17 protein-coding genes are annotated in these 22922 nt (G+C 45.0%); 5 read left to right on the top strand and 12 right to left on the bottom strand.

Going from position 1 to position 22922, the window contains the following annotated elements:
- Positions 1–40 precede the first annotated feature (40 nt).
- Together KAI37_RS25075 and KAI37_RS25080 are read left to right on the top strand one after the other, a co-directional pair.
- Entirely contained in the window at positions 41–1573 is a 1533-nt protein-coding gene (locus KAI37_RS25075; RefSeq protein WP_013312587.1) for an MFS transporter, read from the top strand.
- A 43-nt stretch (positions 1574–1616) separates the two neighbouring features.
- Positions 1617–2744, top strand: coding sequence for a glycoside hydrolase family 88/105 protein (locus tag KAI37_RS25080; RefSeq protein WP_220030447.1), 1128 nt, complete (start codon positions 1617–1619; stop codon positions 2742–2744).
- Positions 2745–2822: 78 nt separating this feature from the next.
- Here the strand turns inward: KAI37_RS25080 and KAI37_RS25085 are convergent, their stop codons facing one another.
- From KAI37_RS25085 to KAI37_RS25100, 4 genes are all read right to left on the bottom strand, one after another.
- Complete coding sequence (locus tag KAI37_RS25085; protein WP_220030448.1) at positions 2823–3755, bottom strand: polysaccharide deacetylase family protein; 933 nt, start codon at positions 3753–3755, stop codon at positions 2823–2825.
- Between the two features lie 195 nt (positions 3756–3950).
- Positions 3951–5909 (bottom strand): acyltransferase family protein, encoded by a 1959-nt coding sequence (locus tag KAI37_RS25090; protein ID WP_258383024.1) that lies wholly within the window; start codon positions 5907–5909, stop codon positions 3951–3953.
- Positions 5910–6185: 276 nt separating this feature from the next.
- Complete coding sequence (locus KAI37_RS25095; protein WP_013312591.1) at positions 6186–7535, bottom strand: sodium-dependent transporter; 1350 nt, start codon at positions 7533–7535, stop codon at positions 6186–6188.
- 162 nt (positions 7536–7697) lie between these two features.
- Positions 7698–10250 (bottom strand): DUF2339 domain-containing protein, encoded by a 2553-nt coding sequence (locus KAI37_RS25100; protein ID WP_220030450.1) that lies wholly within the window; start codon positions 10248–10250, stop codon positions 7698–7700.
- Between the two features lie 961 nt (positions 10251–11211).
- On the opposite strand from KAI37_RS25100, the gene KAI37_RS25105 reads away from it, so the two are divergent.
- A complete protein-coding gene (locus tag KAI37_RS25105; RefSeq protein ID WP_071643888.1) occupies positions 11212–11433 on the top strand; it encodes a hypothetical protein in 222 nt (73 codons plus the stop codon).
- Positions 11434–11463: 30 nt separating this feature from the next.
- On the opposite strand, the gene KAI37_RS25110 is transcribed toward KAI37_RS25105, so the two are convergent.
- Positions 11464–12195, bottom strand: a complete 732-nt coding sequence (locus KAI37_RS25110; RefSeq protein WP_071643890.1) for a hypothetical protein — start codon at positions 12193–12195, stop codon at positions 11464–11466.
- A gap of 605 nt (positions 12196–12800) precedes the next feature.
- Positions 12801–12980 (bottom strand): aspartyl-phosphate phosphatase Spo0E family protein, encoded by a 180-nt coding sequence (locus tag KAI37_RS25115; RefSeq protein WP_071643892.1) that lies wholly within the window; start codon positions 12978–12980, stop codon positions 12801–12803.
- Between the two features lie 812 nt (positions 12981–13792).
- On the opposite strand from KAI37_RS25115, the gene serS reads away from it, so the two are divergent.
- Positions 13793–15082, top strand: coding sequence for a serine--tRNA ligase (gene serS / locus KAI37_RS25120; RefSeq protein WP_081366873.1), 1290 nt, complete (start codon positions 13793–13795; stop codon positions 15080–15082).
- Between the two features lie 105 nt (positions 15083–15187).
- Here the strand turns inward: serS and hmpA are convergent, their stop codons facing one another.
- Positions 15188–16417, bottom strand: a complete 1230-nt coding sequence (gene hmpA, locus KAI37_RS25125) for an NO-inducible flavohemoprotein (protein WP_220030451.1) — start codon at positions 16415–16417, stop codon at positions 15188–15190.
- Between the two features lie 367 nt (positions 16418–16784).
- On the opposite strand from hmpA, the gene KAI37_RS25130 reads away from it, so the two are divergent.
- Positions 16785–18326 (top strand): family 43 glycosylhydrolase, encoded by a 1542-nt coding sequence (locus tag KAI37_RS25130; RefSeq protein WP_220030452.1) that lies wholly within the window; start codon positions 16785–16787, stop codon positions 18324–18326.
- A gap of 94 nt (positions 18327–18420) precedes the next feature.
- Here the strand turns inward: KAI37_RS25130 and KAI37_RS25135 are convergent, their stop codons facing one another.
- The 5 genes from KAI37_RS25135 to KAI37_RS25155 all read right to left on the bottom strand — a co-directional run bounded on the left by KAI37_RS25135 (position 18421) and on the right by KAI37_RS25155 (position 22872).
- Entirely contained in the window at positions 18421–19131 is a 711-nt protein-coding gene (locus KAI37_RS25135; RefSeq protein ID WP_023990962.1) for a GntR family transcriptional regulator, read from the bottom strand.
- Positions 19132–19333: 202 nt separating this feature from the next.
- On the bottom strand, positions 19334–20743 hold the full coding sequence (locus KAI37_RS25140) for a glycoside hydrolase family 1 protein (RefSeq protein ID WP_220031529.1): 1410 nt from the start codon (positions 20741–20743) through the stop codon (positions 19334–19336).
- A 73-nt stretch (positions 20744–20816) separates the two neighbouring features.
- A complete protein-coding gene (celB, locus tag KAI37_RS25145) occupies positions 20817–22145 on the bottom strand; it encodes a PTS cellobiose transporter subunit IIC (protein ID WP_071643900.1) in 1329 nt (442 codons plus the stop codon).
- Positions 22146–22229: 84 nt separating this feature from the next.
- Entirely contained in the window at positions 22230–22562 is a 333-nt protein-coding gene (locus KAI37_RS25150) for a PTS sugar transporter subunit IIA (RefSeq protein WP_013312602.1), read from the bottom strand.
- Positions 22555–22872, bottom strand: coding sequence for a PTS sugar transporter subunit IIB (locus KAI37_RS25155; protein ID WP_029518773.1), 318 nt, complete (start codon positions 22870–22872; stop codon positions 22555–22557). Before KAI37_RS25155 ends, KAI37_RS25150 begins: the two co-directional genes overlap by 8 nt.
- Between the last annotated feature and the right edge of the window lie 50 nt (positions 22873–22922).

Below are 22922 nucleotides of genomic sequence, written 5' to 3' on the forward strand. Positions count from 1 at the left end.
ATTGTCCTCATAACCAGACAAAATATGAGGTGAACAGATCATGGAACGAAGAATTACATTGAAACATACACTCGCCTATGGAAGCGGTAACATGTTGGGAAGTGGCGCACTTGCTATTAGCGGTGCATGGTTAATGTACTTTTATACAACCTTTTGCGGACTGTCTCCCGTTCAGGCCGCAGCCATTTTCTCTGTTGCCAGCATCATAGATGCAGTCAGCAATCCGATCATGGGCTTTATCAGCGATAACTTTCACCGGACCCGCTTGGGCCGTAAATTCGGCAGACGACGCTTTTTCATCATGATGGGTATCCCGCTGATGCTCGTGTATCCGATGCTTTGGGTAGATGGGTTGGGCTTCTGGTATTACCTGAGTACGTACGTGCTGTTTGAACTGGTGTATACCTCTGTCATGGTGCCGTATGAAGCACTAGCGTCAGAGATGACCCGAGATTTCGGCGCACGCTCCAGATTGACCGGATGGAAGGCCATGTTTGGCAAAATCGCCAATTTTGCGGCTGCTTTTATCCCTGGTCGTTTTATTGCTGAGTATGGCAAAGACTCTCCATTGCCTTTCTTTTATACCGGTCTCGTTTTTGCAGCTATTCTGCTGATTGCGATGGCATTCTTGTATAAAAACTCCTGGGAACGTCCAAGTGAGGAACTGCAAAAGGAACTGGAAGGTGAAGCTCCGCTTTCCTTTATAGATTCGATGAAAAAGTTGTTTGTCGACATTTCCTCTACCTTCCGAGTCAAGACGTTCCGTCATCATCTCGGGATGTACCTGGGCGGCTTTTCAGCTGAGTGGCTGTTTACTTCTGCTTTTACGTATTTCATTGTCTTCTCCTTGTTCCAAAGCTCGGAGATGGTATCCAATTTGAACAGCTTTAACTCTGTCATTCAATTGATTTCTACCTATTTCTTCATCCAATTCTGTGTGCGTAAAGGGTTCCGTATGCCTTTCATCGCCGCACTCGTTGTCGTTTGCTTCAGCGTAGCAGGTTATGGCCTGCTCTATATAACGGGAGCCTCTAATACGATGGTATGGCTATATGTCATCACCCTGTTCATGGGACTTGGTACAGGGGGCGTCTACTACATCCCTTGGAATCAATACACATTCCTTGCCGATGTGGATGAAGCGTTGACTGGCCGTCGCCGGGAAGGTATCTATGCGGGTATGATGACTTTTGCCGGAAAAATGGTGCGGGCCGTTGTCGTCTTCATTCTCGGCTGGGTTTTACAGCATTTTGGCTTTGTATCTGGGGCCGATAGTCAGCCAGTCGCTGCTCAGCACGCCATCTTTTATGTACTCGTGGTCGGTACCATCGTTCTTGCGATCATCGGTATGATTGCGTCTGTCGTGATGAAGCTGGATATCGACAGCCACAAGAAGCTAATCGCCGAAATTGACCGCCTCAAAAATGGCGGCTCCATGAAATCAGCCAAACCGGAAGCACGAAAGGTATTCGAGGAACTTACAGGTTTCCATTACGATCGGTGCTGGGGCAACAATAATGTGGGCTTTAAGAACAAACCTGTTGACCCTAAAACACACACTCCGTCTATGTAATAACAAATACAGATTAAACATTTACTAAAGAGGTGACTGTATCATGGCAAATCCAACATCACAACCAACAACCAGTCCTACAAAAACGGATTCTTGGGCAGTACGTATGGGCGATTCCGTTCTACAACGGAGTCCAGAATTTTACGAAAAATGGGAATATGACCACGGCGTCATTTACAGAGGTCTGGAATGGGTTGGCGAACTGACAGGCGATCCTAAGTATATGGAATATATAAAGAAACATATGGATCATTTTGTTGACGAAAATGGCGTTATTCAGCGCTATAAAGTAGATGAGTACAATATTGACCATGTGAATAACGGTAAGCTGCTCTTCTCTCTGTATCGTGCTACAGGAGATGAACGATATAAAAAGGCAGCCTACCAATTACGCAGTCAGCTGGAAAAACACCCGCGCACAAGCGAAGGCGCATTCTGGCATAAGCAAATTTATCCGTATCAAATTTGGCTCGACGGCTTGTACATGGGTGCCCCGTTCTACGCTGAATTTATCCGTGAATTCGGAGATCCGTCAGAGTTTGACGATGTGACCCTGCAATTCAAGCTCTGCTACGAACATACACGTGATCCTAAAACAGGCCTGCTCTACCATGCCTGGGATGAGAAGGGGGAGCAGCATTGGTGTAACCCGGAAACAGGCTGCTCTAAGAATTTTTGGGGACGCTCGATGGGTTGGTTCGTTATGGCACTCGTTGACGTGCTGGACTATATTCCAGAGGATCATGCAGACCGTCCCGTCCTGATTGATATGCTGACGGAAACACTGGAAGCCCTGCTGAAAGTGCGTGATAAAGAAAGTGGAGTCTTTTATCAAGTGCTCAACCTGGGCCATGTGAAAGGCAACTATCTGGAAGCCTCTGCTTCCTGCATGATTCTCTATGCTATTGCCAAGGGCGTTCGCAAAGGCTATCTGCCAGAGCAATATCGTCAAGAGGCAGAAATCATCCGTAAGGGAATTATCGATGAATTTATCACGATTACTGAAGAAGGACTCGTGAATCTGAACAAAACGGTACAAGTAAGCGGTTTGGGTGGTAAAGATCGTCGGGATGGCACCTTCGCTTACTATATCAGCGAGCCGATTATAACCAACGATCCCAAAGGTATCGGAGCCTTCATTCAGGCGATGGGTGAAGCAGAACGCATCTAAACACGCGAACTATAAACCTTAATTGCAAAAAAGGACGGTGGCCATCAGCCCCGTCCTTTTCTTATATATAAACACATCCTACTTCATAACCTTAAACTCATATCCCTGTTTCTTTAGATATTCTATAATTTGAGGCAAAGCTTGTGCAGTTTCTTCTTTACCATAGGTATCATGCATGAGTATGATGGCTTTTTCTCGACCTTTGACTGACCTTATAAACTGGTTAATTAGTGCCGGTGCCTTCTTGGATTTCCCCTCTGCATCCTTCGTTAATACATTCCAGTCCACCTGATGGTAATCCTTTTGAAGTAAAACCTTATCCAAAGCAGCCATTCCCTGTGGATCTCTTCTGTTCCATGTCATGTGCCCCCCGGGGAATCGAATCATTCTAGTGGAGAATTCTGGCCCCAGAATACTTTTTAGAACCTGATTGTTCTTCTCGATCTCCTGCATAACATGATCCGTATTTACTCGTCTGTTCGGATATAAATACTTATAATTATGAGAGTACGTATGGTTTCCTATCGCGTGACCCTCTTTAACAATTCTTTTGATAAGGTTCCTGGTATGCTCATTTTCATTGGCTTCTTTACCTACAATAAAAAAAGTTGCCTTGACCTTCTGCTTTTTCAGAATATCTAATATCTGAGGTGTGACCGTCACGGATGGACCATCATCAAAGGATAAGTAGGCCACTTTTTTACCATCAGCTCCATCGGGCATCTGCCCTAGCATTTGCTGTTTTAAATATTTTTCGACAAAGGCACCATCTTCTACTGCGGGGTCGCTTTTTGGAGAGACTGCTTTACCTTTTGATGAGTCCTTGGATACGGAATCTGTTTTTTTTGCAAGCTCCTGTGTTGGCGCATGTGTTTTGTTATCTGAGACCTTTATCGCAATGAAAGTAATACAGCCTGCCACAAATAATATAATAGCAATTAAAATTAGTCTTTTTCTGTTCCTCTTCAAGCGGTGTTCTCTTGTCCTACTATGTGAATAGCCCTTTTCCATTAGCTTATGTACCTCCCACTAAAATAAGAAAAACCACCGGATCAGGGTTGATGTACACACCTTAGAATGGACATGGGAAAAACCCTTAGGTTTAGCCGATGAAAATTTAGGGATGCACTTCAACCAGAGGACAACCTACTCCCGGTGGCTTTCTTGTCTTGCATTTGCATAATTTATGAGTATCATTGCAGTTTATTACGATTGCTTCGTTAAGGCCTGAGCCAACAAGGACGCATAAGCTTTAGCACCACTAGGTTTTAAATGTACTCCGTCATGCTCGAAATATGAATTTTTACCAGAGCTGGCTGCATACCAGTCAATCATTGTAATTCGCGGGTCCTGGGACGCTGCATCGGCAAGATGCTTGTTCACAATACTCTCCCACGGCCGAGGCACACGGGTATTCACGAGTATAATATGCTTCGTATCCTTCAGACTGGCCAGCAAATTCGCTAACTGATCCTTGGTGAAAGCGCCGTTCGTGCCCAGCTCAATAATAACTGTCTTACCCAGCTGTCCGTTCTGTCTTAGCTGCTCCAGTACGGCAGGCGCCTCCGCCATCTGACGGCCGATCCGTCCATCTACAACAGCTCCCGGGAAGGAATCCTGAATGTACGACTGTACATCCAACATGACAGAGTCTCCAATGGCGGTCACATTCGACCCATCACCTGTAATAGGCGTAGCTTCTTTGGGTTTGTCCGAAGGTTCCGACGGTTTCGTAACATCGTCCGTAGTACCAGCCTGGACCTTCGTGTTTTTAGGCGTCTGGGCTTGAGACGGGACTGAGGTCTGCACCTTGCTGCCCTCGGCCCCTTGCAGCTTGATGGCTTTGGGCTCCTTGGAAGCCACGGATACCGTTCCGTGAAGCGGCGGCATCGCCTTTGCCTTTGCGACTGGCTTCTCATCACTTGATGCTGCCTGAATCGTTGCATCAGGAGACGCCACGTACAGGTGGGCGGTACCCACGAGAATACCTGCAAAAAGCACAGCCGCTGTGGTTGTAGGCATCCATCTCCACCGCGCCTGTATACGAACCGCTGAACGGATTTCTGTGATCCAGTGGCGGAATCCTCCATGGCGAATCGGCTCCTCGATATATTTAAATGAGAGAGACGCCAGCAATACGGTAGCTAGCAGTTGTAAAATGATACGCATCACATGCACACCATCGGTATCTACTTGAGGCGTCGTTAGCGTAATAACCGGAACATGCCACAGATACAGTCCGTAGGAACGGGCTCCAATCCAGCGTAGCGGCTTGATTCCAAGGAGACGACCAAGGTGGCTTACCGGATGTGCCAACGCTGCGACCACAATAGCAGTGACCAAAGCTATGCCCAGCAGACCGCCCCGGTACAGAGATGGGTCATATTCATTCGAGGCCCACGCCCAGTGACAAAGCAGCAGCAAGCTTATTGCACCGATGCTGTCCAAAAGCATACGCGCCTTAGGAGAAGCTTGCTCTTTCAGCTTGCCGCTCGGCCATACCAAGGCCAGCGCCGCACCAATCAGCAGAGCAAATCCGCGCGTATCCGTGCCATAATACACCCGGCTCGGGTCGCTTCCTGGTACGTAAATCACTGCCATCAGGAGTGCAGATATTAACGCCAGACAAGTCACCCAGCCTGCGAGCACAATACGCTTGGGCATGAATTTTAGCCCAAGCGCCAGCAGTAAAGGCCACAAGATATAAAACTGCTCCTCCACCGCCAGCGACCACAGATGCCCGAGCGGAGAAGGTGGGCCGAAACTTTCAAAATACGAAACCTGATGGAAGATAAACCACCAATTGCTCATATACACCAATGCGGCAGGTACATCTCCGCGCAAGGCCGTTAGCCGTGACGGATCGAAAAGCAACGAGCACAGGACAATGACAGCCACAACCGTCAACATGGCAGGCAGCAACCTTCTGGCACGACGCAAGCAGAAATCTTTCATTTTAAAACTATGATATGTATCCCACTGACTCACCAAAATATCTGTAATCAGATACCCCGACAAAGTAAAAAACACGCCTACACCCAACAAACCACCCGGCAACCAATCCGGATTCAGATGATACACAATGACTGCGATGACCGCCAGCGCTCTTAATCCATCCAAACCTGGCATATAACGACGTTGTGACGGCAATTGTTTAGACTTCATTTCAGCCGCCGTCCTTCTTGCAAATTCAAGCTCCCTGTCTGTTTCAATGCTCTTCTGCCCTTTCCCTCTCCTGCACATCGTCTGTGCGATGCCCTGTAGCCTTTTCATTCATTATATAAAACTTCATAATCGTAATGATTTCAATGAAGTTAAAATTAATGACAATGTTTTTATTATATCATTCCTTTCCACAGTTAGGTAACCACTGATAGATATACAAAAAAAGGCATCTCTTCCCTTAGGAAGAAAGTGCCTTTTTATTAGTATTCTATTCTCTTAAAATTTGATGATACCTGAGGTATGAAGGAAGACCAACAACATCAGGATCGGTGCAACATACCGAAGACCGAATAACCATACGTTGAACCAGAAGGGTTTGATGTTCGCATGCTCAGCCGCAGTCTTCCAGTAATAACCTGTGAATATAACAATCAACAAACCGCCTAACGGTAAGAAGATGTTGGACGCGGTGAAGTCTACGAAATCAAAGAATGATTTATCCCCCACTTTTAATTCCGGCACCAGGCCCATGGACAATGCAGAAGGGACGCCCAGCATCAAGCACAGGACCGATACGACAATAACGGAGCGAACCCGGCTCCAACGCATACGCTCCATGACATAGGCTACTGGAACCTCCAGCAAGGATACCATAGAACCTAATGCAGCAACCGCCAGCAGTACGAAGAACAAACCACCGAAGAATGCACCAAAAGGCATTGCCGAGAAAGCAGCCGGTAAAGCAATGAAAACCAGCGATGGTCCTTGAGCTGGGTTAATTCCGAAGGAGAAGGTTGTAGGGAAAATAATCATACCTGCGATAAACGCATAGATTAAATCTCCGCCACCAACTGCCAGCATGGCTCCACCCAGCGATTGACGGCGATCCACGTACGCACCGTACGTGATCATAATTCCCATCCCTAGTGAGAGTGAGAAGAAGGCATGTCCCAAAGCAACCAATGCAGACTCTATACTTAGCTTAGAGAAGTCGGGATTCAGAAAGAAGGATACGCCCGCACCAGAGCCTGGCAGCATAAGAGCGTTAATCATCAACACGAGCAACAGGATGACCTTGGCAGGAATCAAAATTTTATTGAACTTTTCAATCCCGTTTGATACCCCAAGAGTAACCACGACTGCTGTAAATGCAAAAACAACTAACAGCCAAACCAACGGCGCATACCCGGAGGAAAAAGAAGCGAACTGTCCAGCAAAATCATTATTTGAAAACAGATTTCCGCTAAATGCCTCTACGGCATAATGCAGTGTCCAGCCTCCTACAATGGCATAGAACGATAAGATAACAAAAGGCACGATAACAAACATGATGCTCATCTTGCCCCAAATCGGATGACCGCCTACTTTTACCATTGCAGAAGCAGCACTTCCTCGACCTGCACGACCAAGCGCAAGCTCTGCTAAAAGCACAGGCAAACCAACAAGCAACAGGCAGACAATAAACAATAAGAAAAATGCAGCTCCGCCATATTGTCCTGTAATATACGGAAATTTCCATATGTTACCTAGTCCTGCCGCACTCCCGATCGCCGCCAATATAAATCCAGCAGACGAGAAGCGTTCATTTTTATCAGACAGGCTATTCTGCCCCTTGCTCAAATTCATTATATCCCCCTCATTCTCTCTACTTACGCATAAACATGAGCATGCGTACATAAATAATTTTTACTCATTATAGCGTAAGTAGGATGTAAGGTCATGCATAATTTTTCACTATTACCGGATTTATTTTCATAATGTTCCGTATCTACAAAATACAACAGAAAACTACATATTTTCTTCAACATCCTTCTTTATTATGGTCTCTCCCATGCGATTAGATACTTTTTGATAAATATACGAAATCGCCAACAGTACAACACCAAAAGAGAAGTAGGCTACAATCGTGCTCCCCGTCGTTAACAGGTGCAGATCATACAACAGCAGCTTACCTGTCGACAGCAAGGTCAAGCCCAATCCAAATCTGCGAATGTAGACCACTCGCTTGAGGAAGCCGTATACGATATACAAAATGGCCAGCAGCAAATACACCAGACTGAACACAAGACCAGCATCCCTCAGGCGGAACTGAACTCCGAGAAAGGCGGTCAGGATGCCCAGCAAATATACACCCATAATGACCGGATACAACTCATTACTTCTATAATGTCGAGTCATCAGTGCGTTCAGGAAATCCCTGCTACTGAAGAATACCAGCACATTAAAGGCTGCGAGTACCATCAACGCCACATAATCAGCAGCCGTATTTTGCACATAATTTTCATGCAAGGTTGGAACCGTTACGGTGACTACCAGTGCCAGCGCGTAGCCTATGACGTACAACGCCAAGCTGTAGTATTTAATCACCCGATCATACAACAGCTTCACTTTAGGCAGGAAATAAGCCAACACCAGCGATACGCAGGTGTACAATAACACTTTGTACAAGGTGTAATGGACAAACCCGTCGGATACAACGATGTTATACCAATGCCCGGCTTCATACAAAAGGTAGAAATACACGTTCACCAAAGCTACATATTTAAATCCTTGCATGATATGCATTTCGTACAAACGATTGTTTTTGAAAGCATTCGGACGACTAAATTGAATCGCATAGAAGACGGTAACGATCAACATTCCCAGTGTAATGAGCGTATATTTGAGTCCAAAATAGTCTGTCTCAAACCCTGACAACAGATATATAGGTAAATCGACGAAAAAGAATGCGCCCAGACACAGTAATAAAATGCCCCATCCAGCTCGTTCCAATTCCTTCAACCGGTAACGGTGGCCATATAAGGTAAGAAGAACCGCTTCAATTAACCAGCCCATGGATAACCATCTAATTCCAAACTGGAACGGCACCATAAGGACGGCAAAGGTCAACGAAGTCGCATAAAATAATATTTTGGTTTGTTTCTCCTCTGGAATATATCGACGGACCCATTGTCCCAGACCCCCGTACACCAAGCAAAAGACGAGAGCCAGCAAGCCTTTATAATCATCCAGGCCTGCATCGCCGAACAGAGAATACAGAACAGAACAGCTCACGACTGTATTCAGAGCCAATAGGGAGAAATCCAGCCATGACAGTTTTGTTTTTAAACGGAACGGCACCCACAGCGTCATCCCGAGGTACATCGCAAATGTAATGACTGCATACAGCATGCTCGCTACGGCGCTTTCCGATAACCATGCCAGCACAATCATCAAGGGCGTATTAAGCAAAAAGCTGATATATTGCACGACGACCCACCGTTTGCGGAAGGATACAAGCAGAATCAGCAAGTTTAACAGGAACAAATAGCCCATGGCGATATACACGGCGTTCCCTTCCAGCCCGTTCGCTGCCATATAGGAAAAGAGCGGGAGATATCCCCCTACTAAACCGAAAGAGCATATCGTTCGGGATTCATACCTTAATGACAGTAGCACAGCGGTCACCGTAACGAGTACGGACAAGCCTATGCCTGTATACATTCCTATGATTTCTAACAAAAAGTAGCTGTAAAAAATCGATCCGTACAGTACAGAAATACCGCCGCCCAAAATACCGAGCGCAAAGGTCTGCTTCTGCTTGCGGTACAGCCATTCGCCGCCGCCCAGCATCAGCGCTCCTAGCAGAAAGAAGGCCACGCCCTTCATATTTCCTGTAAACCAGTTCGAGTATGAATATTTAAAAGCGGCTCCCACACCCAATATAATGAGCAAAATCCCCAGCTTGTTGATCCAGTTCAAGCCTAGCTTCATTTCAAACTGATTTTGCTTCATGCGCTTTTGCATCGTTTCTTCGCTGATCTCTTCTTCTCCGAGTTGCTGGAACTCGCTTGCCGTCTGATGAAGCAATTGACGCTCGGCCTCCTGAAACCGCTCGCGTTGCTCCATGATTCGGTCACGAATCTCCTCTGAGAACAGTCGTAATCTGGCGACGATCTCGTCCTGATCCTCTTTAAGCTCATGCGTAGTTTGCTGAATAAGCTGTTCCACCCGGTTTTTAGCCCCATATTCAAAGGATGTCAGCCGATTCTTCCCTTCTGCGGTTCTGGAAGCAAAATAGGTCTCCAGCTTTTCACGCGAAATGCGAATCATATTCGCCTTTTCACTCAGCATTTGCTCCGTCAGCGCAGTGCGCAGCTTTCCATTTTCCTGCTCAATATGTCGTACTCGCTCTTCCAAGTGAATGCAGCGAGCCTGATAATCCTCGAACTTTTTTCGCAGAACCTCATTCTCCAAAATAATATCTGAGGCTTCATAGTCCGCGATTAATGTTTGATACTCCTTGAGCAGCTTGTTCTGTTCTTGGCGGATCGTATGTAAACGATCTTTAAAATCCTCCATGTTCTCCTCCATCGCTGTCCATTTTGGTAATCATTACATTTTACATGAAATTAAAAAGGCATTATAGAGACTATAGCCCATTTTAAACGTCAAATTGGGGCTTTTACTTAAATATTCTTCCAGTTCCATCATCACAGAAAAAGTAGGACGTATATACATAAGAAATAAAGCCTACCTTTCCCCCTTCGCAAACATGAAATATGGATAATGTATAATTAAATTCCCAGTTATAGTCGTATATTACCCTATAATATTATATGAATCTTATTTGCGCATGAGTTTTAACAATTCATAAAGGAGAGATTTACATGTATTCAGTAAGCGGTACTATAGCTTTGATCTCAAGCATGTCTATGTTTTGGCTTTTATACTATTTAAGAGTCACCCATTCCTCAGGGTTTAATGATGCTTTTTACTTATTTCCACTTATCTTAATCTTTCTTTGTATTTATTTTTATTGGAAGGATCATGATGAAAAAAGTAAGTCATAAAAAGAAATAAAGTAGAGTGTATAGTTCAGATTTATCTAAGCGTTCTAGATTTCCACAAAAAAAAGAAGAACCCCGTAGGATTCTTCCTTACACAAAATTAATACTTTTTCATGAAAGTCGTCACAGACTTTAGAGCTTTCTGCATGTCACTTAAAATTAGCTTTCTTATTTTTTGTAATGAGTGTAAATTTTAACGATTGTTATTCTTCCTTAACATAAGTACGTCATATGCAATAATTACTTTGGTTTTATCTGTAGCCTCTGAAACATTGTAAACCACTTCATTTTGACTGAAGTTTTTTTACAAATAATTCATCCTTCGTTTTGATTCTGTCAGGATGACTGAGAGGGGTAAAAGAAGTGATGAATATTGATAATCTCCAAAAGTTGATGTGCGCAACCTTTTGGATTATAATAATCATGTTTATATTTTTTGGATTTATTACATAAAATTATAAAGGGTGATGACAATGAATAGGGCTGCGACAGGAACAATATTCTGTTTTATATCTGCTATATTGTATTCTTCTTACTTTCTTAGTGCATCAATTATAGGAGCCGGAACGTTAAATCCTAATTATAATGTAACGTTTGATTCTCTAAAAGTTTTTGCCGTAATAGCTTTGATTATTGGAGTAGCTTACTTAGCTGTAAGTGAATATGAATATTTTAAAAAAAAGAAGAAGGACTAGTCCTTCTTCTTTTACATTATCAATTAATTACTATAGCTTTGTTTCTACTACAGTGATTACACCTTGTACTTTACCACCCGCAAGTTTAACAGGGGTTTTGATGGTAACATTACGGAGGCGCTCTAATACTGTATCCACATAATTATAGCCAACTAGGTCTCCTGTAACCACTTTATAAAAAGGGGTAAATTGTAGTTTCGCTTGATATCCAGGCTTAACAGTTAGAGAACTAGTATAAGTATAGGTATCACTAGTCGACCAGCCACCTCCTAGAACTTGAGTTATTGCGTCAGACCATTTAAGAGAAATGGTCATATTCGCACTCCACGTAAAACTTTTTGACCAACCTACCGTTTGCGTTACTGTGGTAGTTTTGCTTTTATTTTTAATATAGTCAGTTACATCGCTTTTCTGGTTTACTTGTAATTGACTAGGAGAATATGAGGACTGAATTAATTTACGCTTAGAAACAAAATCAAGACCAGTATCAGCCGTTGGACTAATCCTATTTCCAGTATCATAAACTTGAGCTGTAACTGTCTGTGGCTGTTCTTGAGAAAGAAGTCTTTGATACTCATCTAATGAAATTTCTTCCAAACCACTGTCTGTAGTTATGTAGGCTTTAACTACTTTGGGCTGTGAAGTAGCTGACTCACTAACAGCAATATTAGAATTAGTCACCTCAGCATTTGCAACAGATACAACTGGAATAGAAAATAGAGCTACTGATAGAGCAAACAACGCAATACTTTTCTTTTTCAAAGCAATCCCTCCAAATAATATTATTTTATAGAAACTTTTTTTGCATAGAAACTTACAAAAAAAGTGACTAACAACGCTAATAAATATGTGAGTATGTAATGTTATGTAATCGAGCAAAAAGTAGAGTGAAAAAATTTGCATGAGAAACCATATAGCAAAAGTATTGAATTATTATTATAATTTTTAAACAAAGGAAATATTTATAATAATTATTGTATCACAAAACTTCTATTTTCCTACCATAAAATTCAATAACCCCCTATAAATGAATCCCCTCTCCTAGATAGCTAACCTTCCAAAGCTTTTAACAAGATGGAATTTCCATTTCCTTTAGGTCAAAGGATAGATTTTAATGGTCATTGGTTGGTTTTTGAAATTAATATATGCATCAATTCTTACCTATACCTTAAAATTGATTACATTTTATTGCATATTAATGTATTTCACTTTAAAAAAATCCATTATATAGAATGATTATATTGATTAGATGAGAGGAGGAATAGTTTTGCATAAGTCGAATCTGTTTCATTTATTTAAACGGAACTAGGCATAAGACAAGAAAAGCAATATAGCTGATGTGGCTCTGAAAGCATGAAGATGTCTAGTTATATCATTTGGGTCAGCTTCTTGGTCTGAAACATACGGTTGTACTGATTTATCAGTTCATCCAAAAACATAGACTGTTCAAGCACACAGGCATGTCCGAAACCATATTGTTCGTACAGATCATGCAATCGTTGCCGGGCATCTTCCAACTGTTGATTTAGCGTTTCATCTGTATTCATATCACGCCTATTCCTAATTAATATCATTTTAGGTTGGAATATGGAAATATGAATTGCTATTTTTGCAATCAAACATAATATAATAAAAAAGACCAGCGTTTAGGCTGGTCAGTGGTAATGAAATTAGAACCTGAATCAAGCTGTACCAATGTGTTCTTGCAGTTTGGCTTTGCCAAGAGTTGAGTCTTTAGCCTGAACCGGTAGTACCAATACCAGTAAAAAGCTAGTAGTTACCAAGAGCAAAGCCATCTTTTTAATCGATTCCTTTCCACACTTTTTGAAGTTTTCTTCCTGTTTCAAGGACAACATTATCGTGCACAATTCGTTAGTCGCACTTCTGCTCCAATGGTTAAGAAACCTGCACAGAAAGGAAAGAGAGTAAACCAATCATCAGAAAAATTAATCCAACGCCTAAGGGAACTTCTGCATGAATATCCCCATGCCAAGCAGGGCGAATATGCACAGTGGCTTGGTGTGTCACAAAGCCGTATATCGCAGCTCAAAAAGTTGTTGTAGCTTGATTACCCTGCCGAAAATCCGTATACTAAAAAAAAAGCAAACGATATTATGCCTATGAAGAGCATCCAACTCGGAGGCGTTTACGCCAAGGACCATACGTTAGCGTAGGATATGGCGATATGTACCTAAGTAAACCGGAGCCGCCCGTTACAGCGGAGCAAAGTGGATTGGAGAGTTATGACATCTGTCATGCTGTCTGGTCAATTTGGGTGGCACCGCGAGATCAAAGCGCTCCTCGTCCCATGTGGATGAGGGCGCTTTTTGTATTTTTATCCGAAAAGGAGTGCGGTGTCATGTTGGATATCAAATGGATCAGAGAGCATCAAGAGCAAGTTCAGACGGCAGCAGACGGCAAAGGAATACAGGTATCGGTCGCAGAGCTGTTGACCCTGGATGATCGGAGAAAACAGCTACTTCAGGAAGTGGAACAGCTTCGACAGAAGCGTAATCAGTGTAGTCAGGATATTGGCGCGCTAATCCATTCCGGCAAGAGTGAACAGGCAGAAGGGGCAAAGCAGCAGGTCAAAGAAATTAACGGACAGCTAGATCTTCTGGAAGCCCCGCAACAGGAAGTAGAGGAACAGTTTCAACAGCTTTTGCTTCTGATGCCTAATATCGTATCGCCAGATACGCCATGGGGAAGATCGGATGAGGATAATGTTGAACTGGAGCAGGTCGGGTCGGTTCCGAACTTCGGATTTGAACCAAAGGATCATATGACGCTCGGTGAGCTTCACAAGCTAATCGATGTCCCTCGGGGTGTCAAGACAGCCGGTACCCGTAACTACTATCTGACGGGGGCAGGGGTTGCATTGCATCGGGCTGTGCAGCAGCTTGCGGTGGATCTGCTGACTGAACGCGGATTCCAGTTGCTGGATGTTCCGCTGATGGTACGTGCAGAGGCCATGCGCAGCACTGGTTTTTTCCCGCTTGGACTAGATCAGACGTACCGCATCACAGGTGAGGATCAGTGGCTTGTAGGCACTTCGGAAGTACCACTGGTCTCGTATTACAGCGGTGAGATCGTGGATGTTACAGACCCGATTCGGCTGGCAGCCGTGTCCGTATGCTTCCGCAATGAGGTTGGCTCGGCCGGAAGGGATGTGCATGGACTGTATCGTGTGCACCAGTTTGCCAAGGTTGAGCAGGTCGTCATCTGCGAAGCCAGCCTGGACGCTTCGGAACAGATGTTTCAGGAGATTACGCGCAATGCGGAAGACCTGCTTCAACTGCTGGAGCTGCCCTACCGTAAGATGGCTGTCTGTACAGGCGACATGGCGCAAAAAACCTACAAGCAGGTGGACATTGAGACATGGATGCCCAGCCGCCAAGCTTACGGCGAGACACATTCGTCGTCCCAGCTACTTGATTTTCAGGCGCGCCGTTCCAACATCCGGTACCGCAATGCGGACGGCAAGCTGAAATATTGTTACACGCTCAACAATACAGCGGTCGCTTCGCCCCGGATTTTGATTCCGTTGCTGGAGCATCACCAGCAAGAGGACGGTTCGATCCGTATTCCGGAGGCTTTGCGCCCATATATGCCGCGAGGTATGGAATTTTTGCGTACTCCCTTGTTATGAAAACAGGAGCGCACTTTGAAAAGTAGTACCCAATGAGCAGGATTTCCCATTGTAATCATCGCAAAAAAAGACGGAGGACAAATATCCTTCGTCTTTTTTGATGTCTTATTGTGCTTCTGCTTCCCATGCGCTGGCAGGGCCAAAGAATTCATAGTGGATATCCGAAGCAGGGATATTCCAATCCTTCAACAAGCCGTATACCGATTGCATAAATCCCTCAGGGCCGCAAAAATAATATTGTGCGTTACGTTCCGGTATCACGGATTGCAACCAGTCCAGATCCAAACGGCCTTCCTTGTGAAAAGCCTGTGTCAGCCGATCCTGCTCCGTTGGTCTGCTGTAACACCAACGAACTGTAAACTGTGTATGTGTGGCGACCAGCTTTTCCACCTCATTGCGCAGAGCATGGTTGTCCCCGTTGACTGCTGCGTGGACAAAGGTGATAGGCCGATGCGGAGCAGATTTCACCAAGGAAGCCAGCATACTGACTATCGGGGTTAGCCCAACCCCGCCGCTGATCAGCACGACAGGTCTGCGATCTGCCCGATCCAGCGTAAAATCACCCGCCGGTGCAGATACCTGAAGCACATCGCCCTCTTGCACCTGCTCATGCAGATACACGGATACTTTACCTGCCGGACGGGACTCTACAGCATCCTCACGCTTTACAGATATTCGGTAGTGAGGTTGACCCGGTGCATCCGAAAGACTGTATTGACGAATGTGAGTATTATGTTCTCCCGGGATTTCCATCTTTAAGCTGATATATTGCCCAGGCTCGAATTCAGGCAACACCTGTCCATCCTGCGGCACCAGATAAAAGGACGTAATTTGGTCGCTTTCCTTAACCTTTTTCTGCACAACAAAGCTCTTAAAGTCTGACCAGCCTCCCTGCTGCTGTCCAGCCTCCTTGTACATTTCAGCTTCCACGTCTATAAATACATTAGCGATCACACCGTAGGCCTCGGCCCATGCGGCAATGATCTCGTCTGTAGCCGCATCTCCCAGTACGTCCTTGATCGCAGCGAGCAGATATTTTCCGACGATAGGATAATGTTCCGGCTTAATTCCCAAACTGCGGTGCTTATGTGCAATCTGACGTACCACCGGAAGAATTTCCTCCAGACGGTCAATGTGCTGCGCAGCTGCGTATACAGCATTGGCCAGCGCTCCCTGTTGACGTCCTTGTTTCTGATTCGCGTGATTGAATATATTGAGAAGCTCGGGATGGGCCTCAAACATCATCTGGTAAAAACGCTTGGTGATTGTAGTTCCGTGTACCTCCAAAACAGGTACAGTCGATTTGATCGTTGCAATGGTTTGCTCACTTAGCATCTGTGTATCCCTCTTCTCTCCAAAATAAGATCAACAAAGGGTGTTCCAACATTAGCACCCATTTGTAACCCTCAATTTAAAGCAAGTATACCCAGATAAAGTAACCGTTTATGTGATTCCAGTCACTTTAAATTTGAAATAATGTGAACGTGTCAATGACAAAACGCACATTTAAAAACAATTCCGATATAACTGACGAGCTTTCCCCAAGTAGGTAAAAAGGGAACGCCTTTCGGTCTGAGCCAGGTTCTAAAGACTTCAATTTATTCCACTTGTAAACGCTTTCAATTAGGATAAAATCGAAGATGAGGTGCCGGACAAGCTGTTCCGGCTCATCCTATCCGAGTTAAAGGAGGCAGATGATATCGTGAAGTGGATCAACAGCAACAAATGGTTAGCCGCATGGCTTTGTATTATGTTCGCAGTGGCCAGTGCGGGTCTTCAACCCGATGCAGCACATGCCAATACAACAGGCGTTACGCAAGCAACCTACGGGACCGAGGTGAACCAAGCGCTGAATGGTTTGGACGTCGCCAATGCTGAACTATCCCTGAGCGCAACAGCAAGCACGGCCATTACGAACGGAACGGATTGGAAAGACACGGCAGGTAGCCCAATTCAAGCGAACAGCGGTAATATCCTAAAAGTAGGTTCTACTTATTATTGGTACGGCGAGCACGCCGAAAACTGGAAATTTGAAAAAGTGAACGTATATACCTCAACCGATTTGAAAAATTGGTCCTTCCGCAGCAGTATTCTCACCAAAGATTCCGCCCCTGAGCTGAATTCGAGCAAAATCGAGCGTCCCAAAGTCATCTACAACAAAACCACCGGAAAATATGTACTATGGGCGCACTATGAAAATGGCACGGACTACTCACTAGGTCGTGTAGCTGTCGCTACCAGCGATACACCCGACGGAAATTTTGCCTACCAAGGCAGCTTCCGCCCACTGAATTACGAGTCTCGTGATATGACGGTGTTCACGGATACTGACGGTAGCGGCTACCTTATTACAGCTTCCCGTAAAAATGGCGGCGCCAATGATACGATGGCGATCTTCAAGCTGACAGCCGATTATACAGGCGTGCAGTCGTTCGTTGGCTGGATTTTTGAAAATGGCTATCGCGAAGCTCCTGCTGTTGTGAAAAAGAACAATACCTACTACCTGTTCACCTCGCAGGCATCTGGCTGGTATCCGAATCAGGGGGCTTACGCAACCGCCAGTTCCATGACTGGAAGCTGGTCTGCTCTGTCACCCTTCGGTGATCCGGCAGCTTACGGCTCGCAAATCCATTCCATCGCCACGATTACAGGTAGCGCAGGAACCAGCTACATCTATATGGGCGATCGCTGGAATCCGCTCAATCTGAGCGACCACAAATTCATCTGGTTGCCACTAACTCTGAATGACTTCAACAAAACAGCAACCCTGAACTGGTACAGTAGCTGGGATCTGGATGCTGCGACAGGCACAGTAATCCTGCCGTCCCTTGTGAATCACGCACAGGGCAAAACAGCGACTGCTAGCTCAGCCGCATCCAGTTCTCCAGCTTCACTGGCGAACGATGGCAGCGCCCAAACCTCGTGGAAGGCTGCTTCTGCATCCTGGCCCGCTTGGTGGCAGGTCGATTTAGGCAGTACCAAAACCATCAGAGAAGTGGATATTTCATGGTTTATGTACAAAGGATCTGAAGCGTATTACAAATATAAAATTGAATACAGCACGGATGGAGTTAACTACTCCACGATTGATCGCACAGGTAATACCACATATGGTTTTACCAGTGACAAAGTCAATTTTCAAGCTCGCTACGTGCGAATTAACCTTGTAAATGCAGTGCTATTCAATAATCCGAACAACTGGTATACCCCGACGGTGCATGAAGTAAGATTGCTTGGCAATTAACTTGCTTCATTAAAAGAACATGGCAGGAGAGCACCCACATAAGATAGGCTTCTTCTGCCATGTTTGCTTTACCATCCGTTTCGTACTCACTCGCTCAACGCATCCGATTCACTGTGGTAAACACAAATTTATCGTACCGATGCCGCGAGAACGAGTATTCAAATGGTATACCCGTATCCAGATAACCCACCTGCTCAATTTCCAAGATTGGATCGTCCGCTGCGCAGTCCAAATGCTCCCGATCCAGTTCCGTCGACTTGGATGCCCGGATGGTACGGTGTGAACCGACAATATTAAGTCCCAGCTCCTCCTTAATATGTTTGTACACCGAGCCGTACAGCACCTCCTCTGTAATACCGCTGATCAGCTTCGTGGGCATGTATGTGCGCTCGATAACGTAGGGCTCACCCTCCACGACACGCAGACGGATCACATGATATACAGGAGAATTGGCATCAATAAATAGATGGGTCGCTACCTCTTCGGATGGAAATTGAACATCAAAGGCGACGATTTTATTTTTGATCTCTTTCCCGCGCAGTACGTTGGTTAACCCCAGCATTTCATTTACGACAACGTTAACAGGGCCATTGTGAACTGATTTGACGATAAAGGTTCCGTGTCCTCTTTTACGATTCAGCAACCCGTCCATCACCAAAGTGTCCAATGCCCGCTTAATCGTCATCCGACTTACACGAAACTCTTTTGCCAGTGAGATCTCATCGGGAATCGGATCATCACTGCTATAGGTCTTATTCATAATCCGCTCTTTGACCTCTTGTGCAATCCGCTCGTATTTGTTCATCTGTCTACCACCTGTACTAAAAATTATTTTATGTCAGCATTTTACCAAAACATCGGTAGCGCTGGTTCTTTTTATTCTGCAGGCGGGACGTTAAGGTATTACGGTATAAGTAAGTATACCGAACATTATACTTTCTCACCAGCGGCGTACAGCACAGTTCATTGACGATGATGAAGAAAAAAAGGCGGTCCGGAGGACCACCTTAGAATCCGTTATTCTCGATCACCTGTTTGAACCAGTGCCCACTCTGTTTAACGGATCTCTTGCCACCGTTCTGAAGATCGACAGACACAAAACCATAGCGATTCTTATAAGCATTCGTCCAGGACCAGTTGTCCATAAACGTCCATAAGTGATAGCCCTTCACATTGGAGCCTTCTGAGATCGCTCGTTGGACCCATTTGAGATGCTCACGGATAAAATCAATGCGATAGTCATCGCGGATCATGCCCTGTTCATCTCTGAACTTTTCTTCACCTTGAACACCCATTCCGTTTTCTGAAATGAAGCATTCAATGTTTCCATAATTTTCTCTAACATTAGTCAGAATGTCGTAAATGCCTTTTTCATAAATCTCCCAGCCCCGCATCTCATTCATCTTGCGACCAGGCATGACGTAATAATCGAAGAAACGTTCCGGCACAAAAGGCGCATCCGGGTTCGGCAGACTTTCGCGAGCCTTGACTCTGCGCGGCTGATAATAGTTAATCCCCAGCAGGTCCACAGTGCCCTGGCGTATAATCTCCCGATCTCCGTCTTCCATGCTTGGTACATATCCCTCTTGGCGTAACAGCTCCACGAGCAAAGGATTGAATTCTCCCGTCACAGATGGGTCTAAAAAGGAACGGTTAAAGAACGCGTCGCATATTTCAGCAGCCTGCACGTCTGCCGGATGCTGACTACGCGGATAAGTCGGCGTCAGGTTCAAAATAATTCCGATTTTGCCCTTATAACCGCCTTCTCTGTAAGCCTTAATGACACTGGCGCTCGATAACAGGGTATGATATCCCACCTGTACAGCTTTACCGAAATCCACTTCATTCGGATAGTGGAAATCGTATAGATAGCCGCCTTCCACCGGGACAATCGGCTCGTTATGCGTAAACCATTTGGCTACACGATCCCCGAATAGCTCAAAGCAAGTGTTAGCGTAATCCACGTAAGCTTCGACCGTCTCCCGGTTCACCCAGCCTCCATTTTCCTGTAAAGCCATCGGCAAATCAAAATGATACAAGTTCACAAACGGCTCAATACCCGCCTGATGCAACTCCTCAATGACGGAAGTATAGAATTGAACCGCCTGCTGGTTTATTGCACCTTTCCCTGCCGGAAACAGGCGTGACCAGGAAATAGAGAACCGGAAAGAGTTGTGGCCAAGCTCTTTCATGAGTGCAATATCCTCTTTGTAACGGGTATAGAAACGGGACGTATCGGCAGGGCCAACCCCATCATAGAAACGGTTCGGCTCCTGCTCAAACCAATAATCCCAAATGTTCGGTCCTTTGCCGTCTCCCTCTACGGTTCCTTCTGTTTGGGTAGCCGAAGCTGAGGAACCCCACCAGAAGTCTGATGGAAAACGGTATTGAATGGTTTGCTGCTCTATATCTTTCATTTCGGTATGATTCACAGCTCTACTCCTCTCTCTTTTGCAATGAATAAGCTGCTAATCTAGCAGCTTATTCACATTACATTCCAACAGTTTGATCCTTACCAGCAATGGCTGCTTGGCTAAGCTCCTCTTCCTGCTCTTTACGAACGTTCATCCGATCAATAATTTTCAGGAACGGGAACCAGATGACAAAGACGACAGCCATATTAAACAACTGCAGCACGCCACCCATCAGGGAGCCCGTAGCCATCATTCCACTAAAGAACAACGGCATCGTCCAAGGAACCTGAATTCCGTTTGGCGGCGGCACAATCCCGGTGGTCATGGCAAAGTAAGTAATCAGCGTAACGATCATTGGAGAAATAACCCATGGAACAAAAATAAGCGGATTCATCACAATCGGCAGACCGAATATGACGGGTTCGTTGACATTAAACAGACCCGGTCCAAGGGCCAGCTTACTGACCTGCTTCAATTGCTTACTCTTCAGGAAGATCAGAATCGAAAGCACGACAGCCAGTGTCATACCTGTACCACCGATACCTACGGTGTAAATATCCACAAACTGCTTGGTAATGATATGCGGCAGTTCTGCTCCTTTGGAGTACGCTTCATAGTTTTCAAGTGCCAGCGTATTCCAGATTGGGTCCATAACCGAGTTAATAATAATTTGACCATGAAGCCCAAAGAACCATAAAAGCTGAACAAAGAAAATAGCAATCAATGTAGGTATAATGCCACTGCCCAAATGCACCAGAGGTGCCTGTACAGCATGATAAATCAGATCATGCAGGTTATTATGAAGGGTCAGTGTAACTACAACATTAATGATCAAAAATATGCCCAATGTAATACATGCCGGAAGCAAAGCGGCAAATGATTTGGCAACTGCCGGCGGAACGCCTGGAGGCATTTTAATGACAAAATTCCGCTGCGTCACCTTTCGGTATATCTCTGCCGCGATAAAAGCGACGATCATACCAAGGAACATGCCTTTGGCGCCGATCCGATCAACCGGAATGACACCAGCAATCGTGGCACCGCTTTCTTGTGTCAGCACAAACGGGGTGAGCATCAAGAAACAGGCCAAAGCAATCATGCCGCCAAATATGGGCTCGACCTTATAACTTCGAGATAGGTAATAACCAATCCCGACGATTACAAATAAGGTCATGATATTCAGTGTGGCATTAGGCGCAATGTTCAGCAGACTGCTAAAAGTCGCATAATTGCTATCGCCCATCCACCCTTTTAGAAACGGCAGATTGATAATAACGACGATAATGGATCCAAAAACTGTTAATGGAAATGACAGCATAAATGCATCACGCAGTACAGTAAGATAGCGGTTATTGTTCAGTTTACCGGCAATAGGTATCAGTATCCGGCTTAATTTTTCAAACAAAGCCTATTCCTCCCCGCGAAGTGACTTGCATCAATAGGGTTGCAAGCTTTTCATGTCCCAAATTTCACAAACTTACATGTTTCGTTATAAATTTCTGGATTTGAACAGCTCCAGCAATTCTAGAACCAGATCCTTCATGGTAACCGTGGACATCAGATGATCCTCGGCATGCATCAGAAGGAGCGAGAAAGGAGTTTGGGTACCTCCCGCTTCCTTCTTAACCATTTGAAAATGGATATCATGCGCAGCACGTAAATCCTGCTTGGCTTGTTTGAGCAGTTCGTCCGCACCTTCTACATTCTCATTTCGGTATTCGGTCAGCGCCTGAATTACTTTACTGCGAGCGCTTCCACTATGAAGAATAAGTTGGAAACTAATTTGCTCTTCCGTCAGTTCAGCTATATTGACTTTATCCATTTTTGCGTTCCACCAGCTTCACGGCCTGTTCATAGGCTTTCTTACCATCAACCATTCCGTAGGCCATCATGTCGATTACTTCTACATGAATACCATATGGAGCTGCTTCCTTTTCCAGTTGTCCTTTCAGAAAACTCATTTGCGGGCCAATCAATACCGCGTCAGCCTTAGCCATGTCTTCTGCCGCCTGATCTTGACCTACTGCCCAAATTTCAGCCTCGTCCCCAATGGACTTAGCATATTCCTGCATCTTAGTAACCAGCAAACTTGTAGACATACCTGAGCTGCACGCCAGTAAAATTTTCTTCATGGTTATTCCTTCCCTTCAAGGTCTTATTGGATGTTAAGTACTAGAAAACG

Origin of the sequence: Paenibacillus sp. S25 (genome assembly GCF_019454085.1) — a bacterium.
Lineage (GTDB): Bacteria > Bacillota > Bacilli > Paenibacillales > Paenibacillaceae > Paenibacillus > Paenibacillus polymyxa_B.

Excerpts from the sequence above, each read along its gene's own strand:
- KAI37_RS25075 (WP_013312587.1), top strand. The coding sequence starts at position 41 with ATGGAACGAAGAATTACATTGAAACATACACTCGCCTATGGAAGCGGT.
- KAI37_RS25080 (WP_220030447.1), top strand. The coding sequence starts at position 1,617 with ATGGCAAATCCAACATCACAACCAACAACCAGTCCTACAAAAACGGAT.
- KAI37_RS25085 (WP_220030448.1), bottom strand. The coding sequence starts at position 3,755 with ATGGAAAAGGGCTATTCACATAGTAGGACAAGAGAACACCGCTTGAAG.
- KAI37_RS25090 (WP_258383024.1), bottom strand. The coding sequence starts at position 5,909 with ATGAAGTCTAAACAATTGCCGTCACAACGTCGTTATATGCCAGGTTTG.
- KAI37_RS25095 (WP_013312591.1), bottom strand. The coding sequence starts at position 7,535 with ATGAATTTGAGCAAGGGGCAGAATAGCCTGTCTGATAAAAATGAACGC.
- KAI37_RS25100 (WP_220030450.1), bottom strand. The coding sequence starts at position 10,250 with ATGGAGGATTTTAAAGATCGTTTACATACGATCCGCCAAGAACAGAAC.
- KAI37_RS25105 (WP_071643888.1), top strand. The coding sequence starts at position 11,212 with ATGAATAGGGCTGCGACAGGAACAATATTCTGTTTTATATCTGCTATA.
- KAI37_RS25115 (WP_071643892.1), bottom strand. The coding sequence starts at position 12,980 with ATGAATACAGATGAAACGCTAAATCAACAGTTGGAAGATGCCCGGCAA.
- serS (WP_081366873.1), top strand. The coding sequence starts at position 13,793 with ATGTTGGATATCAAATGGATCAGAGAGCATCAAGAGCAAGTTCAGACG.
- hmpA (WP_220030451.1), bottom strand. The coding sequence starts at position 16,417 with ATGCTAAGTGAGCAAACCATTGCAACGATCAAATCGACTGTACCTGTT.
- KAI37_RS25135 (WP_023990962.1), bottom strand. The coding sequence starts at position 19,131 with ATGAACAAATACGAGCGGATTGCACAAGAGGTCAAAGAGCGGATTATG.
- KAI37_RS25140 (WP_220031529.1), bottom strand. The coding sequence starts at position 20,743 with ATGAAAGATATAGAGCAGCAAACCATTCAATACCGTTTTCCATCAGAC.
- KAI37_RS25150 (WP_013312602.1), bottom strand. The coding sequence starts at position 22,562 with ATGGATAAAGTCAATATAGCTGAACTGACGGAAGAGCAAATTAGTTTC.
- KAI37_RS25155 (WP_029518773.1), bottom strand. The coding sequence starts at position 22,872 with ATGAAGAAAATTTTACTGGCGTGCAGCTCAGGTATGTCTACAAGTTTG.